At 69.3% G+C, this 14,144-nt stretch carries 11 protein-coding genes, 1 tRNA gene and 1 pseudogene; 5 read left to right on the top strand and 8 right to left on the bottom strand.

The genetic code is table 11. The annotated features are described in order from the left end of the window. Positions 1–98 precede the first annotated feature (98 nt). Positions 99–530, bottom strand: coding sequence for a DUF6415 family natural product biosynthesis protein (locus tag ACMTAK_RS39150; RefSeq protein WP_413810534.1), 432 nt, complete (start codon positions 528–530; stop codon positions 99–101). A gap of 4 nt (positions 531–534) precedes the next feature. Then, positions 535–963: an ATP-binding protein gene (locus ACMTAK_RS39145; RefSeq protein WP_093460475.1), complete on the bottom strand. Its 429-nt coding sequence runs from the start codon at positions 961–963 to the stop codon at positions 535–537. 486 nt (positions 964–1,449) lie between these two features. On the opposite strand from ACMTAK_RS39145, the gene ACMTAK_RS39140 reads away from it, so the two are divergent. Next, positions 1,450–2,796, top strand: coding sequence for a transcriptional regulator (locus ACMTAK_RS39140; protein ID WP_093460476.1), 1,347 nt, complete (start codon positions 1,450–1,452; stop codon positions 2,794–2,796). A gap of 272 nt (positions 2,797–3,068) precedes the next feature. Next, positions 3,069–3,425, top strand: a complete 357-nt coding sequence (locus ACMTAK_RS39135; RefSeq protein ID WP_093460478.1) for a histone-like nucleoid-structuring protein Lsr2 — start codon at positions 3,069–3,071, stop codon at positions 3,423–3,425. A 416-nt stretch (positions 3,426–3,841) separates the two neighbouring features. Here the strand turns inward: ACMTAK_RS39135 and ACMTAK_RS39130 are convergent, their stop codons facing one another. From ACMTAK_RS39130 to ACMTAK_RS39120, 3 genes are all read right to left on the bottom strand, one after another. Next, on the bottom strand, positions 3,842–4,519 hold the full coding sequence (locus tag ACMTAK_RS39130; RefSeq protein ID WP_413810533.1) for a SpdA protein: 678 nt from the start codon (positions 4,517–4,519) through the stop codon (positions 3,842–3,844). A 64-nt stretch (positions 4,520–4,583) separates the two neighbouring features. After that, positions 4,584–5,546, bottom strand: a complete 963-nt coding sequence (locus ACMTAK_RS39125) for a tyrosine-type recombinase/integrase (RefSeq protein WP_093460479.1) — start codon at positions 5,544–5,546, stop codon at positions 4,584–4,586. Between the two features lie 118 nt (positions 5,547–5,664). Further along, positions 5,665–5,738 (bottom strand) — tRNA-Pro (locus tag ACMTAK_RS39120). A 227-nt stretch (positions 5,739–5,965) separates the two neighbouring features. Here ACMTAK_RS39120 and ACMTAK_RS39115 point away from each other — a divergent pair. Together ACMTAK_RS39115 and ACMTAK_RS39110 are read left to right on the top strand one after the other, a co-directional pair. After that, on the top strand, positions 5,966–6,667 hold the full coding sequence (locus ACMTAK_RS39115) for a transketolase (protein WP_413810532.1): 702 nt from the start codon (positions 5,966–5,968) through the stop codon (positions 6,665–6,667). Between the two features lie 60 nt (positions 6,668–6,727). Next, positions 6,728–7,630, top strand: coding sequence for a transketolase family protein (locus ACMTAK_RS39110; RefSeq protein WP_413810531.1), 903 nt, complete (start codon positions 6,728–6,730; stop codon positions 7,628–7,630). Between the two features lie 21 nt (positions 7,631–7,651). Here ACMTAK_RS39110 and ACMTAK_RS39105 read toward each other — a convergent pair whose 3' ends face one another. Then, the gene (locus ACMTAK_RS39105) at positions 7,652–8,602 is read right to left on the bottom strand and encodes an alpha/beta fold hydrolase (RefSeq protein ID WP_413810530.1); all 951 of its coding nucleotides are present in this window, start codon (positions 8,600–8,602) and stop codon (positions 7,652–7,654) included. Positions 8,603–9,034: 432 nt separating this feature from the next. Between ACMTAK_RS39105 and ACMTAK_RS39100 the strand changes: the two genes are divergently transcribed. Continuing rightward, positions 9,035–12,328, top strand: coding sequence for an amidohydrolase family protein (locus tag ACMTAK_RS39100; RefSeq protein ID WP_413810529.1), 3,294 nt, complete (start codon positions 9,035–9,037; stop codon positions 12,326–12,328). Positions 12,329–12,492: 164 nt separating this feature from the next. On the opposite strand, the gene ACMTAK_RS39095 is transcribed toward ACMTAK_RS39100, so the two are convergent. Together ACMTAK_RS39095 and ACMTAK_RS39090 are read right to left on the bottom strand one after the other, a co-directional pair. Next, positions 12,493–13,389, bottom strand: coding sequence for a Vgb family protein (locus ACMTAK_RS39095; protein WP_461773845.1), 897 nt, complete (start codon positions 13,387–13,389; stop codon positions 12,493–12,495). A 33-nt stretch (positions 13,390–13,422) separates the two neighbouring features. Next, positions 13,423–14,136, bottom strand: a pseudogene (locus ACMTAK_RS39090) (alpha/beta hydrolase); the annotation flags it as partial. Between the last annotated feature and the right edge of the window lie 8 nt (positions 14,137–14,144).

Below are 14,144 nucleotides of genomic sequence, written 5' to 3'. Positions count from 1 at the left end.
CACGCCTGGATTGGCCGCCGCCCCTCCCTTCCTGGCAGTTGGAGCAGGGGCGGCGGCCGGCCCTCCCCACCAGACGCGGGGTGGTCCAGTTGACGCGGTCATGGAATGCCATCGATATGCCCGGTCCGGCAAAGGCGCTCGAGCAGTTCGTTGGTGACCCACGCCAGCCGCCGCAAGTAGCCGATGGCCGTCCAGGAGCCGATTGGCTTCTCTTTGGAGCGCACGGTGTGGGCCCTCTCGACGAGCACTGCCGTCTCGTAATCCCGCTGGTCCGCACGCCCGGCCAGAGCGATGTTGACGAGCTGTCCGAGGCTGTCGCTCAGGCGATGGGCGAGTTGATCGGCCTCGCTGTCCTCAGGCGGCTGGCCGTCGAAGGCATGGGCCAGGTCCTCGAAGATCGCGTCGCAGTCGAGCGGATCCCAGTCCCGCATCTTGACCAGGATGTGCTCCAGCGTTTCCGCGTCCAGCGGAGGTACCCACTGGGTGGCCTCTCGCGGTCCGCCTTTCCCGATGGCGTGTGCAGCGATCATTCCTTTAGCCACCATCGCCTCCAGGCGAGGGGAGGGGGATCGAGCACCAGGTACTGGTGCCGTCGGGGCTGACCCCCCAAGAACCGCCGTGCTGCTGGGTGATCCACTGTACGAGCTGGAGTCCACGACCGCTCTCGGCGTCGTTGTCCGGATGTTGGATCTGAGGCCGCTGGCTGGTCTCGTCGCTAACCTCAAGTCGCAATCCGCCATCGGCAGTGCAGAGCGTCATGGTGATCTCGGTGCCACAGCTGTGTTTAACGCCGTTGGTGACCAGTTCGGACACGAGCAGCATCACGTCACCGGTCAACGCAGACAGCTTCCAGTACACGAGGCACGCCTTGGCCAGATGACGCATTTGGCTGACGCGTTGCGCGTCCTGATCGGGGATGTTCTCTCCGAGGTCGCGCGGGCTGATTTCGAAGCACACCTTCATGACGTCATGCGTGCGAAGACCGGCAAGTGATCCCGGGCGTGCGGGCGCTGTTGTGGCTGCCGTCACCTCAGCTCACCGCCCGTGGGAGACCATCGACTCATTTGGGCGGCGTTGCCGACGAGGCTGTACGGCAACCCTGCGAAGCGAGAGGTCAACGGAGTGCGGCAGGTGTCCGCAGATCGGGACACGCCTCCCTCAGACCTGTCCGGTGACTCGCCCATCGGTGATCCCTCAGGCACAGCAATCGCCCCACCGAACTTCACTGCCGCCGCTTGTCGCAGCCTTCCTGTTGTCGCCATACGAGCGATGGCCTTGTTCACAGGTGGCGCTCCTCTACAGCGTGGGCCATGCCCCCGGGCCAGTCACAGGTGGCGGGGGTCCTTCTCGCTCTAGGCAACCGCTCCACTACGCATCGCGGTACCGTGGCGTGAGTGGCAACTTTTAAGAGCTTTAAGCGCCCGCATTTGCTGAGGAGTTGAGCGCAGAGTGAGCCAGCGGGAGCCCAATGCGGGCCTGCAGCGGCTGTACATAGAGACCGGGTGGACGCTGCGGCAGCTCGCCCAGGAGATCAACCGCGTGGGCACCGAACGCGGAACGCCCCAGAGGTACCGGGAACCCTCCGTCCATCAGTGGCTTCGGGGACACATGCCGAAGGAGCCTGTCCGGCCGCTGATCTTGGAGGTATTCGCCCGAAAGCTGGGCCGACCGATCACGCATGCTGAGGCAGGTTTCCCCCCGCCCGCGGACGAGACGAACGCACGCCCGGGTACCGTGGAGGCGTTGATCGACTTGGGGAGACAAGACATGGACCCCTCGCGCCGCAGCATCCTTGGCGCGAGCCTCTTCTCTGTCGCGCTGACGGTACCCAACTGGCCAGACGTGGTCGGTCGCATGGAGTCCGCACAGACAGGGCAGGTGCGACGCATAGGAATGCAGGATGTCCACACGGTCATTGCTATGACTGAACGGATATCGGAGCTTGACGACCAGTTTGGCGGGCGTCATGCAAGACCCATGGCGGCAGCCTTTCTGGTGAACACAGTAGCCCCGTATTTGCACGCCGATGCCCCGGAACCAGTGCGTAAAGCCATGATGTCTGCCGCCTCTGACCTCTGCTACCTGACGGGGTACATGGCTGTAGACGAAGGTCTTCACGGATTGGCGCAGCAGTACTATTTGAAAGCTCTGGAACTGGCAGGAGCATCAGAGGATCACCTGACGTATTGCACAACCCTGCGCGGAATGAGCGTTCAGGCCGTTGATCTGGGCCACGGCCCGGAAGCTGTACGTCTTGCCGACGCCGCTGCTGCCGCGTCACCACAGGCCGGCCCCAGGATGAGGGCCTTCCTGGCGGGACAGCAGGCGCACGCGAGCGCGCAAGTTGGAGACCGTAGCAGCGCACTCATGTACCTTCGAGATGCCGAAATCTCCATGGACAAAGCGGAGTCCCGGTCAAAACCGTTCGGGTCCTACGATCCCTCTTCCCTCAATTACCACGTCAGTCAAGTTCGCTATGAACTTGGCGATGTCTCGGGCTCAGTCTCTGCGATGATGCAGTCGGATCAGTTGCGATACGATGTATATCGACGCGCCCGCGTACGGCACCGCGCGCTTCTCGCAGAAAGACAGCTCGAAATGGGCCACCTGGAGGCTGCCTGCGCTACGTGGCATCTATCGCTAGATGATTACCCTTTGGTTCAGTCAGGACGAGCCGACCAAAAAATGAAGAGCATGTACGAGCGAATTCGACCGCATCTCAAGAATCACAAAGCTCGTGAATTGCACGAGCGAGCCCGAATGATCATCCCTACCTCACTGCTGGTCCGTACCTAGGAATTGCCTAGCAGTGACTCACCCTCCTTCACTTCTCCACCACCAAGGCTGGGAAGAAGAGAGAGCCGCCTACCGTCTACTCTGACGGATACACGGGTGACTGTATTTGGATAAGCCCACCTAAGTCGCCCGCCCTGACGAGGCGTTCGTCAGCGGTGTTGTCGGCGAATGGGGCATCTGGGCCACTTAGCAGCATGTACGGGTGGAGTCCCTGGTTCTGGTCCATCAGCATTTCATTCACACCATGGTCTCGTTGGTTTATCATCCTGAGCATGGCCCAGAAAGTTGTCACCACGTACGTAGATGATCTCACTGGTGAGGAATCAGAAGAGATCAGCACCCACACCGTCCTGATCGATGGGGCTGGGGTCGAACTTGACCTGTCACCCCAGAACTACGACCAGCTCTTGGAGGCGTTGAGTCCCTACCTGAACGCCAAGGGCGCTCGTCGCGTACGTGGGAGCGTCACACAGGGCTCTGCCGCCAGGCGGAAACGCCGGTCTACAACCCCGGCGGGAGGTCAGGACACCGCCGAAATCCGGGCCTGGGCCAAGGAGAACGGCTACGAGGTCAGCGACCGTGGCCGTGTTTCGGCGACCGTCCGTGAGGCGTATGTAAAGGCCAACTGAGAGGCGCTCTCCTTCCGCGGGACTACGGCCCCAGACACCTAGCGAGGACCCTTCCCGAGTATCCCGGGGAAGGGTCCTCGTTCTCTGTGGGCGGGCTCCCTCTGCCAGAGGGCGCGACGGTCGCTCCCTGTTGAAGAGGCCCGCCAGTACGCCGCGTTGCTGCTCGCTCGGCTCAGGACCCGCTCCAACTGCGCAGCAAGCCAGTCAGCAACACCGATAGTCGCTCGCCCTTCCCACACCGGCCTACCTTCCCTCTGCTCAGACATCACTCATCCTCCTGGGCAGGAGGTGCTGCTGGTCATCGACGAGAATCAGCCTGCCGATTCCGATGCGCTGGCCGCGGCGTTCGCTCTCCCCAGAGTCCGAACTCCTCCTGTCCGCCTTCCTGCAACGATGAGCCCGACCGATGCCGGGACTCACCCGTCGAGGCCACTGACAGCCGTATCATCGCCATGCGATTCCCGGCCCGGCTGGTGAGAATCTCCCGAGCGCACCATGGCCACGAGCATCCGGGACCGGGCGGCGCCAACATGAAGTCGCTTACGGAGAGTCTCCGCGGAGATCGGCCGCTGATGTTCCTTCCAGTGGCGGGCGTCTTCCCGCCGCGCACGTTCCAGGAGGTCATCGGGCTGATCCTCCGAAACGCCCGGCTGGTGGGGCAACGACGCGTTGTGAGTCGGGCCTGACTCTTCGGTGGTCGTGTGGCTGTCCACAGTGGTTTGCCTGAAGGCACCGATGGCTTGGAGAAGGCCGGGGCCGACGTCGGCCCAGCCGATCAGCAGCAATGGGCCGACCGCGTCGAACGCGGCCTTGCCCAGATGGCCGGCGATCAGCGGATCGGCCACATTCAGCGCCAGGGTCATCAGACTCGAGAACAGCAACAGCCGACGCGCCGGACGCAGTTCCTCCGCGCCCGCGCCGTGGAGGGCAAGGTGCCGGATGCCCAGGAGCAGGCCGAGGACGGAGAGGTCGACCGCCGGTGCGACCAACGGTGCCACCCACGGCGGGACGCCCAGGCGCAAGGCCAGGCTCCATACATTGCCGAAGCCGAACAGGAATGTCAGACCGACGACGGCCGCCATGATGGCCGTCACCAGGCGAAAAGTTGAGCGGCGGTCCGGTGGGGCGCCTCGCTGCGTCGCAGGCAGCGTGTCCTGGTCAGACATTCTCGCCGATTCCCATCCGCTGGTGGGTCTCCTGGGCGCGCTCGGCGGCCGCGCTGGCGCCGTAGTGGCGGGGCATGTCCTCGGAGATCCAGCCCATCAGCAGCATCAGGTCGCCCGAGTCCCCGCCTGCCCGTTTCCACTCGTGGGCGAAGTTGTGCCGCCACCGGTGGGCATGTACGCCCTTCACCCCGGCGGACAGGCCACGCCGCTTGATCATGATCTTGATGCCGTTCGGTGCCAGCCGCTTCCCGCCGCGCTCGGCCAGCCACAGGTCCGGCAGCTCGGCGCCCTTGTGCTTGGCGCGGGCCCGCAGATACCGGCTCACCGCCCGGGCCGTCTTCGGGCCGAACCGCACGCGGCGGTCGCGGCTGCCCTTGCCGTGGTAGTGCACCGAGTCGGTGACCAGGTCGATGTCCTCCAGGGTGAGGTTGCCGACCTCGGACAGGCGGGCGCCGGTGTTGTAGTAAAGGCGGATGATGGCCTCATCCCGCAACTGGAGGAACGCCTTGCCCTTACAGGTGGCCAGCACCTTCTTGGTGTCGTCGTCCCGGATGACCGGGATCAGCTTCTTCACGGTCTTGGGCTGGCGGACGCGTTCCATCGGCGAGCGGTCGATCTCCTCCTCGTCCAGCATCAGCCACTTGAAGAACTGCTGAAGTCCCTTGTGCTTGTTCAGCGCGGTCGACGCCGACCGCGTCTCGATCATCCAGCCCTGGAACGCCTCGATGTGCGCGCGGGTGACCTCAGCCGGATCCTCGGCCGCGTCCTCCGCCTCGAGGTCGGACGTCGCGTTCTCGTTCAGGTAGCGGGCGAGCTGTGCGGCGGCGAGGAGGTAGTTGTAGCGGGTGGTCTCCGGGTAGTTGCCCGCCCGCAGCGAGCGGTCCCAGTCGCGCAGGAAGCCCTGCCAGGTCTTGGGGAGCCCTGCGGTGATCTTGTCCAGGTCCAGAAGCGGCATGGAGAGAAACCCTCCGAGTCAAGGTGTCGGTGAGCGGCGTGCTCGACCTCGACGCCGGAATCGGGAGCGCGAAAAGAGGGCCCTCACAGGTGTTGACCTGCGAAGACCCTCTGCACCGTCGGGACGACAGGATTTGAACCTGCGACCCCTTGACCCCCAGTCAAGTGCGCTACCAAGCTGCGCCACGTCCCGGTGCTCGTTCGGCTTGGGCTTTCCCTCGCCGACCGCGCATGAAGAACAATACCGCACTTCAGGGGGTGGTCGCTGCCACCCCGGGGGAAGATCGGAAGTCCGGCGGGACCAGCTGGGGCGTTCACCTGGCGAGGTCGAGGCATTGCGCATTGTTACGGGGGTGGCGAGCGGGAGTGATGTTGGTGGGGGCTTGACTTGAAGCTTGGTTTAAGTTGCACGCTCGCGGCATGACCTTCACCGACGTTCACACCGGATATGGGTACGACGATCTTCCTCGGCTGATGAGTCTGATGACCGGGGACGAGAAGCACGGGCCGGCTGCCACTTCGACGCTGGACGTGGTCTGGGTGCTTTACGACCGTGTGCTGCGGGTTTCGGCGGAGGGGATGGAGGCGCCGGAGCGGGATCGGTTTTTGCTGTCCAAGGGGCACGGGCCGATGGCGTACTACGCCGTGCTTGCCGCCAAGGGGTTCTTCCCCGAGTCGCTGCTGGCGGGGTTCGGGGCGTATGACTCGCCGCTGGGGCACCATCCGGATCGGGTGCTGGTGCCAGGGGTCGAGATCAGCAGCGGGTCGCTCGGGCATGGGCTGCCGTTGGCCGTGGGGAGTGCGCTCGGGTTGCGGGCGCAGGGGCTCTCCGGGGCGGCGGTGTGGGTGCTCATCGGCGATGCCGAGCTGGACGAGGGCAGTAATCACGAGGCGATCGCGTATGCCGGGGCCGTGGGGCTGGAGCGGCTGCACGCGGTCGTTGTCGACAATGCCTCCGCCAGCCATGGGCGGCCCGGGGGTATCGCCGCGCGCTTCGAGGCCGCGGGGTGGTCCACGGCGACCGTGGACGGGCGTGATCACGAGGCGCTGTACGAGGCGTACACCGCGCCGCACCCGGGGCGGCCGCATGTCGTGGTGGCCCGGGTCGAGGCCAAGGTTTGACGCGATTCCAGTGGATTCCAGTCGATTCCCGTGAATTCCAGTGTGAGAGGGACCGTTCTCATGGAAACCATGCGTGAGCGTTTCGCCGCCGTCGCCTCCCGGCTTCTGGACGACGATCCCCGGCTGGCCGTCGTGCTGGCCGAGATCGGTAAGGACGGCTTCACGGACGCGGCCCGGGCGCATCCCGACCGGGTGATCAACGTCGGCATCCGCGAGCAGCTGCTGATCGGCGTCGGCGGTGGACTGGCTCTGACCGGGATGCGGCCGATTCTGCACACCTTCGCCAGCTTTCTGGTCGAGCGGCCCTTTGAGCAGGTCAAGCTGGACTTCGGGCATCAGGGCGTCGGCGGGGTGCTGGTGAGCGCGGCCGGTTCGTACGACTGGCCGGCGGGCGGCCACACCCATATGGCGCCCGGCGATGTGGCCCTGCTGGACACGCTCGACGGCTGGACCGTCCATGTGCCCGGCCATCCGGACGAGGCCGAGACCCTGCTGCGGGACGCGGCCGCGGCCGGTGACGACTCGGTGTACGTACGGCTGTCGGCGCACTCGAACTCCGCCCCGCGGGACATCGTCCCCGGCCGCTTCCTGACCGTACGGGAGGGGCGCCGCGGTGTGGTGATCGCGGTCGGGCCGATGCTCGATGGCGTCCTTACGGCTGTCGACGGGCTGGACGTCACCGTGCTCTACGCCACGACTGTGCGGCCCTTCGATGAGCGGGCGGTGCGTGCCACCGCTGGGGCGGCGGCGGGCGGCGTCGATGTTGTCCTGGTCGAGCCGTATCTCGCGGGCACCTCGACCGCCGCCGTGAACGACGCGCTCGCCGATCGCCCGCATCGCGTGCTCGGCCTGGGCATTCCCCGGCGCGAGCTGCGCCGCTACGGCACGATCGACGAGCATCTCGCGGGGCAGGGGCTGGATCCGGTGGCGTTGCGCGAGCGGATCTCCGCCTTCCTGCGGTGAGGGCCCGTGCCAGCTGGTGGTTCAGATGTGCTTTCCCAGCCAGGTCAGCAGGTCCTGCTGGACCTCGTCCCGGTTGGTCTCGTTCAGGATCTCGTGCCGGGCCCCCTGGTACCCCTTCCAGGTCAGCTCGCGCGTGCCGCCGTAGCGGAAGTCCTCCAGGAGTTCGTAGACGAGCGTCATCCCCTGGTTGCACGGGTCCTCGGTGCCCACCGCCACATGCACCGGCAGGGCGTCCGGGATACGGGCCTGGTGGCGCGGGTCGTTGATCTTACGGACGCCACGGACCCAGTCCTGGGACAGCCCGGCGCTGAACGCGAAGCCGCACCGCTCGTCCCCCGCATACGTGGCCACCTCCGCCGCGTCGCGCGACAGCCACTCGAAGCCGGTCCGGTCCTGGATGTGCTCGTACGGGTCGTTGAACGAGGCGAAGAGGGTCGGGGTGAAGGTGGACCGCGCGTTCCGGCCCCGGTCCGCGATCTCCTGGGCGATGCCCGCCAGCGCCTCCTCGGTCTCGGTCCCCGGCAGTGAGCGGAAGGTCCCGGAGAGGATCAGCCCGGCCAGCTCCTCGCCATACTCCTGGGCGCAGTCGCGGGCCAGCATCGAGCCCATGCTGTGGCCGAGCAGGACCAGGGGCGCACGGGGGTGCGCGGCCCGCGCGCGGTCGCCAATGGTGCGCAGGTCCGAGACGATCGCCCGCCAGCCGTCGCCCTCCCCGCCCACGACACCGAAGCCGCCCGTCGAATCAGCGGTGGCTCCGTGGCCGCGGTGGTCCGAGGCGACCACCGCATAGCCGTGGGCGGCGAGGAAGCGGGCGAACCGGTCGTAGCGCCGGGCGTGCTCTGCGGCGCCGTGGGCGATCTGGACGATCGCGCGCACGGCGCGGCTCTCCGGCAGCCAGCTGTAGGTCACGACCCGCGCGCCGTCGGGCATGGGCAGATGGTCGGTGCGGTGGGTGATACCGCCGTCGGGCATGCCGTCTCATCTCCTGCTCGAATCGATCTGGTGCGAAGGATCTGGTGTGAATGGATCTGGTGTGAAGGGGTCTTGTGCGGGTGAGTCTGGTGCGACTGAGTCTGGTGCGACTGGGGCTGGTGCGAACGGAAGCCCACTCTCCCTTTGCCTGGCCCACAAGCCAAGGGCATCGACGCGGTCCTGTCCTCCGGGGCGCGGGGTGTGTAACGATCAAGCGCTTGGTACCGCGTATCGACTGCCGATCCATGTAACTCCCGTGCCCCAGGAGGACCGTTGGACTCGCACGACGCTTCGCTTTCCACCAGCTCTCCCAACTCCACTGGCTCGACCGACACTTCGGGTTCACCCAGCTCCCCCGGTTCGGAAGGCCCTTCCGGTTCGCCCAACTCCCCTGATTCGAGCGGCGCTTCCCGCTCCCCCGCCTCGGCAGGTGTGCTCGCCCTGTCGCGGCGGCGCTTTCTGCAGGCCGCCGCCGTGGGGACCGCCGCCGCCACCGCGGCCACCCTGCCCTTCGAGGCGGCCGCCGCCGCACCGGCCCGGGCGGGCTCGCTCTCCTTCACCGCCGCCACCAACGGCGCGGCGACGCTCTCCCCGTCCGGCGACCGCCTGATCGCCGAGGTTCAGAACGTCCTGTGGTCGGTCGCCCGTAAGGGCGGCGAGGCCGTAGCGCTCACACCGGCCGATCTGGAGCCCACCCGGCCGGTGTACTCCCCCGATGGAAAGCTACTGGCCGTCTGCGCCTACCGGGGCGGCGGATTCCATATCTGGACGCTGCGCCCCGACGGCTCCGGTTTGCGGCAGCGAACGGACGGTCCGTGGGACGACCGCGGTCCCGCGTGGTCGCCCGACGGCACCCGGATCGCCTTCGCCTCCGAGCGCGGCGGCGACCCCGTGGCGGGCAGCCCGTACCGGATCTGGGTGCTGGACGTGGCCGGCGGTGAGCTCACCCGGCTCACCGGGGTGGACGGCCAGGACGGGCCGCTCCAGGACGGCGCCTGGGAGGACTTCGACCCCACCTGGTCCGCGGATGGCGAGCGGGTGCTGTTCGTACGCGGAGCGCTCGCCGGGACGGCGCTGAACGCCCGTACGGTGGCCTCCGTACGGGCCGACGGCACCGGACCCGTCACAACCGAGCGCACGGATCCCACCGCCGATGCCCAGCTGATGACGCCGTCCGTGTCGGCGGGCGGCCATCTCGCCTATCTGCGCACCACGGCCGCTCCCGCCGCCTCCTGCACGCTGGTCGTGAACGGGGAGCCGGTGGCGATCACGGGCGATGTGCAGCCCGTGCCGCCCCGTTGGGTGTCGCGGGATGAGTTGCTGCTCACCGTGGACGGGCGGTTCCGGGTGTTCCGGGTGCCCTCGGCAACGCGGTCCGGCGCCGACGGAGGCGGAGACGCCGCCGGTGAGAGCACCGCCCGAGCCGGGCGCACCGGCGAGGATGCCGACCGTAAGGCGCTTGCCTACGAGGAGATCCCCTTCTCCGCCACACTCCCCGTCGACCGGCCCCGGTATCGCGTCAAGCGGTACGACTTCGACGGTGGCGGGGTGCGGCCGGTGCGTGGGCTGCATCTGCCCGCGCTCTCTCCCGACGGCCGTAAGGTGGCCTTCGCCGCCCTCAACTCCCTCTGGGTCGCCGATGTCTCCGGCGGCCGTAGCCCGCGCCGGGTCGTACGGGCGGCCCCCACCCGGTATCTGCTGGCTCCCACCTGGACGCCCGACGGGCGCGCCCTGGTGTACGCCGACGACCGCGACGGGCTGCTGGCCGTGCGCCGCCGGGACCTGGCCTCGGGCGAGGAGACCATGCTGGCCTCCGGCGGCCGGGTGCATCCGGCGCTCTCCCCCGACGGCAAGCGGCTCGTCAGTGTCGACATGTCGGGAAACCTGGTCCTGCGCGATCTCGACGCCGGTACGGAACGGGTGCTCGCCGCGCCGATGGGCGCCGGCGGGCTGCCGGGCCGGCCGAGTTGGTCGCCCGACGGGCGCTATGTCGCCCTATGCGATCGCAATCGCCTGAACCAGCGGTTCCGCGAGGGCTACAACCTCATCCGGGTGATCGACATCAGTACGGGTGCGGCCCGCCAGCACGCCGTCGCACCGCATACCTCCCTCTCCGACCGCTATGACTCCGGGCCGGTCTGGTCCCCCGATGGCCGCCATATGGCGCTCATCGTCGAGTCCGCCCTGTGGCTGCTGCCGGTCAGGGCGGATGGCACCCCCGACGGCGCGCCGCGCCGGCTGACCGGCGAGGCCGCCGACCACCCCTCCTGGTCCGGTGACTCCCGCAGCGTCCTGTATCTGTCGGCGGGCCGGCTGCGGCTGCTGGACGTCAAGAGCGGCAGCGCCCGGACGGTCCGTGTCCCGCTGGACCACCGACGGCCGCGCCCCGCGGACACCGTCGTCCACGCCGGGCGGCTCTGGGACGGCACCGGCGGCGAGGGCGGCGGCGCCGGCCGTGACGGCCGTAAGGGCGGCACGGTCCGCGAGGACGTGGACATCGTGGTGCGCGGCGGGCGCATCGCGGCCGTGGAGGCGCACCGGGCCGGGCGGCCCGCGAAGCGGCGCGTCGACGCCTCCGGCCGCACCGTGATCCCCGGACTGTGGGACGCCCATACCCACCCCTGGCAGTACACCTATGGCGGCCGTCAGACCGCCCTGCAGCTCGCGTACGGCATCACCACCGCGGTCTCCCTCGGTGGGTTCGCCTATGAGCAGGCGCGCCTCAGGGAGGCCGTCGCGGCGGGCGCCCTGGCCGGGCCGCGGCTGCTGGCCACCGGTGAGCTGCTGGACGGGCCGCGCGTCGCGTACAGCATGGGCCGGGCGCATCGCACCCGCGACGGTCTGCGGCGCTCCCTGGCGCGCGGTGCCGCGCTCGACTGGGACTTCGTCAAGACCTATGTCCGCGCGCCGGGTTGGATCATGGAGGAGGCGGCCCGGTTCGCGCATGAGCGGCTCGGCGTGCGCACCGGCAGCCATCTGTGCTCACCCGGCATACAGCTCGGGCAGGACCTGACGACGCATCTGCAGGCCACCCAGCGGCTGGAGTACGGCCACGCCACGACGGCGACCGGGCACTCCCAGCAGGACCTGACGGAGATCTACACCGCGACCTCCGACTTCCGGCTCATCGCCACGCCGTTCACGGCCTCGCCCCTGGTCGGGGCGGACCCGTCGCTGGCGGAGGACGAGCGGGTCACCCGGCTGATGCCGCCGTGGGACACCGCGCTCGTACGGCAGCTCGCCGGGACGCCCCCGACCTCGGACCAACTGGCCACGCTGCGCACAGAGATCGGGGTCTACCAGCGGATCCTCGCCGGGGGCGGGGTGGTGGCCCTGGGGACGGACCAGCCGCTGGTGCCGGTGGGCCTCCATCTGCACATGGCGCTGCGCGCCCTGCACCGGTTCGGTCTGTCGCCGGAGGAGGCGCTGCGCACGGCGACCGTCCTCCCGGCGCGGGCCTTCGGCGCCGACCGCGACCTGGGCACCCTGGAGGTCGGCAAGCTGGCGGACCTGACCGTCGTGGACGGCGATCCCTTCACGGACTTCGACACGCTGGTACGGACGGTGTCGGTGCTGCGGGGCGGGATGCCGTACGAGCAGCGCGGGCTGGTCGAGTCCTTCCCGGGGGCGGGTGCCGCGGCGGCACCGCACGGGAAGTCGGCGGATGAGTGGCTGGAGGTGGGCCGGCTGCTGCGGCGCGACTCCTGCTGCTCGGTGGACGGCTGAGGGTGATGGGGGGCGGGCGGGGCTTCGGATCCTGCCCGGCCCGCTCCCGCCCCCGCCCGGCCCGCGTCCCCGGCCCTGCCCCCTCCTGCCCGGCCCGCGTCCCCGGCCCCGCCTCTGCCCGTCCCGCGTCCTGTCCACGCCCCGCCCGTCCCGCGGCCCGCCGGTCACCGGGGGACGTCGATCCTGGCCAGGGCTCCCGTCTCCAGGGCGCACCACAGGGCGCCGTCGTGCGTGGCGATGCCGTGCGGTTCGCAGTCGGCTCGGGGCAGGTCGTACGCCGTGATCCGGCCGTCCGTGGTGATGCGGCCGACCCCACCGCGGCCCCATTCGGTGAACCACAGCGCCCCGTCCGGGCCGCTGGTGATGGCGTGCGGCCGGGCCTGCCGGTCGGGCAGCGGGTATTCGGTGACGGTCCCGTCCACCGTGATGCGGCCGATCTGGCCCGCGCCGATCTCGGTGAACCACAGGGCGCCGTCCGGTCCTTGGGCGAGGCCCACCGGCGCGGCGGCCTCGGTCGGCAGGGGGTGGGCGGTCGTATGGCCGTCCATGGTGATCCGGCCGATGGCGTTGCCCTGGTTGAGGGTGAACCACATGGCGCCGTCGGGCCCCGCCGCCATGGCGGACGGGAAGGCGCCGGGCGCGGGGTACTCGGTGATGTCGCCGTCCATGGTGATCCGCCCGATGCGGTCGGCGGCCGACAGTGTGAACCATATGGCCCCGTCCGGGCCCGCGGCGATCCCGTACGGCCCGCCGTCGGCGGTCGGCGGGGCAAAGGAGGAGGTCGTGCCGTCCACCGCGATCCGGCCGATCCGGTGGGTGCCGTACTCGCTGAACCACAGGGCGCCATCGGGCCCTTGGGCGATCATCGTCGGCTTGGCTCCGACGGAGTGGGCGGCGATCCGGCCGTCGGCGTCCCTGCGGCCGATCGCGCCCTGGTGGACCAGCGTGAACCACAGGGCGCCGTCGGGGCCGCCGGTGAGGGCGTAGGGGCCCGCGTCCGGGTCGCTGACGGTGAAGACGCGGACCGGGTCGGCGAGCCACCGGCCGATCCGGTCCAGCAGCACCTCGCCCGGCTCGGACAGGTGGAAGGCGTGCGGCATGCCCTCGTACTCCTCCAGGCGCACGCTCACCCCGGCGGCGTCGGCCGCCCCGGCGAAGCGGCGGGCGTCGTCCAGGAGCACCTCGTCCGTGCCCACGGCGATCAGCAGCGGCGGCAGCCCGCGCGGATCGCCGTACAGCGGCGACTGCGGGGCCCGGTCGGCGGGCGTCCCGGCCAGGTACTGGGCGCTGATGGAGCCGAGCGCGGCCCGGCTCAGTACGTCCTTACTGTCGTTGGCGGCGATCGACGCACCCGTAAGGGCGAAGTCGGTGATGGGTGAGACCGCGATCGCGGCACCGGGCCGCGGGCCTCCGGTCCGCTGGATCTCCAGCAGGGCGGAGAGCACCAGCGTGGCCCCGGCCGACTCCCCGGCGAGAACGACCTCGGCGGCCGGGACGCCGTCGTCCAGCACGCCGCGCCAGGCGGCCAGCAGGTCTTCGAGCGCCGCGGGATACGGGTGTTCGGGGGCCAGCCGGTAGTCGACCCGCAGGGCGGGGCGTCCGGTCGCCTTCGACAGCCGATAGGCCATCACCCGCTCGGCCTCGGGCATCGAGTGGGCGAACCCGCCGCCGTGCACATAGATCACCGCGCCACCGCGTGCGCCGGGCGCGCGGACCCAGTCGCCCCGTACCTCGGCGTCGTCCGGGAGCGGGGCGCCGATCAGCGCGTCGGGGCGGTCGCGGACCGCCCGTGCCGCCTTGGGCTCCATGGGTACGG

The sequence above is a fragment of the Streptomyces lacaronensis genome, assembly GCF_047337785.1.
GTDB classification, from domain to species: domain Bacteria; phylum Actinomycetota; class Actinomycetes; order Streptomycetales; family Streptomycetaceae; genus Streptomyces; species Streptomyces lycopersici.
Note: the sequence above shows the minus strand (reverse complement) of the source record. Positions and strands in the feature narration are given on the sequence as shown.

What these genes read in the sequence shown, in the direction of transcription:
- ACMTAK_RS39105 (WP_413810530.1), bottom strand. Translation starts at nt 8,602, where the DNA reads ATGCCCGACGGCGGTATCACCCACCGCACCGACCATCTGCCCATGCCC.
- ACMTAK_RS39135 (WP_093460478.1), top strand. Translation starts at nt 3,069, where the DNA reads ATGGCCCAGAAAGTTGTCACCACGTACGTAGATGATCTCACTGGTGAG.
- ACMTAK_RS39145 (WP_093460475.1), bottom strand. Translation starts at nt 963, where the DNA reads ATGAAGGTGTGCTTCGAAATCAGCCCGCGCGACCTCGGAGAGAACATC.
- ACMTAK_RS39125 (WP_093460479.1), bottom strand. Translation starts at nt 5,546, where the DNA reads ATGCCGCTTCTGGACCTGGACAAGATCACCGCAGGGCTCCCCAAGACC.
- ACMTAK_RS39115 (WP_413810532.1), top strand. Translation starts at nt 5,966, where the DNA reads ATGACCTTCACCGACGTTCACACCGGATATGGGTACGACGATCTTCCT.
- ACMTAK_RS39110 (WP_413810531.1), top strand. Translation starts at nt 6,728, where the DNA reads ATGGAAACCATGCGTGAGCGTTTCGCCGCCGTCGCCTCCCGGCTTCTG.
- ACMTAK_RS39150 (WP_413810534.1), bottom strand. Translation starts at nt 530, where the DNA reads ATGATCGCTGCACACGCCATCGGGAAAGGCGGACCGCGAGAGGCCACC.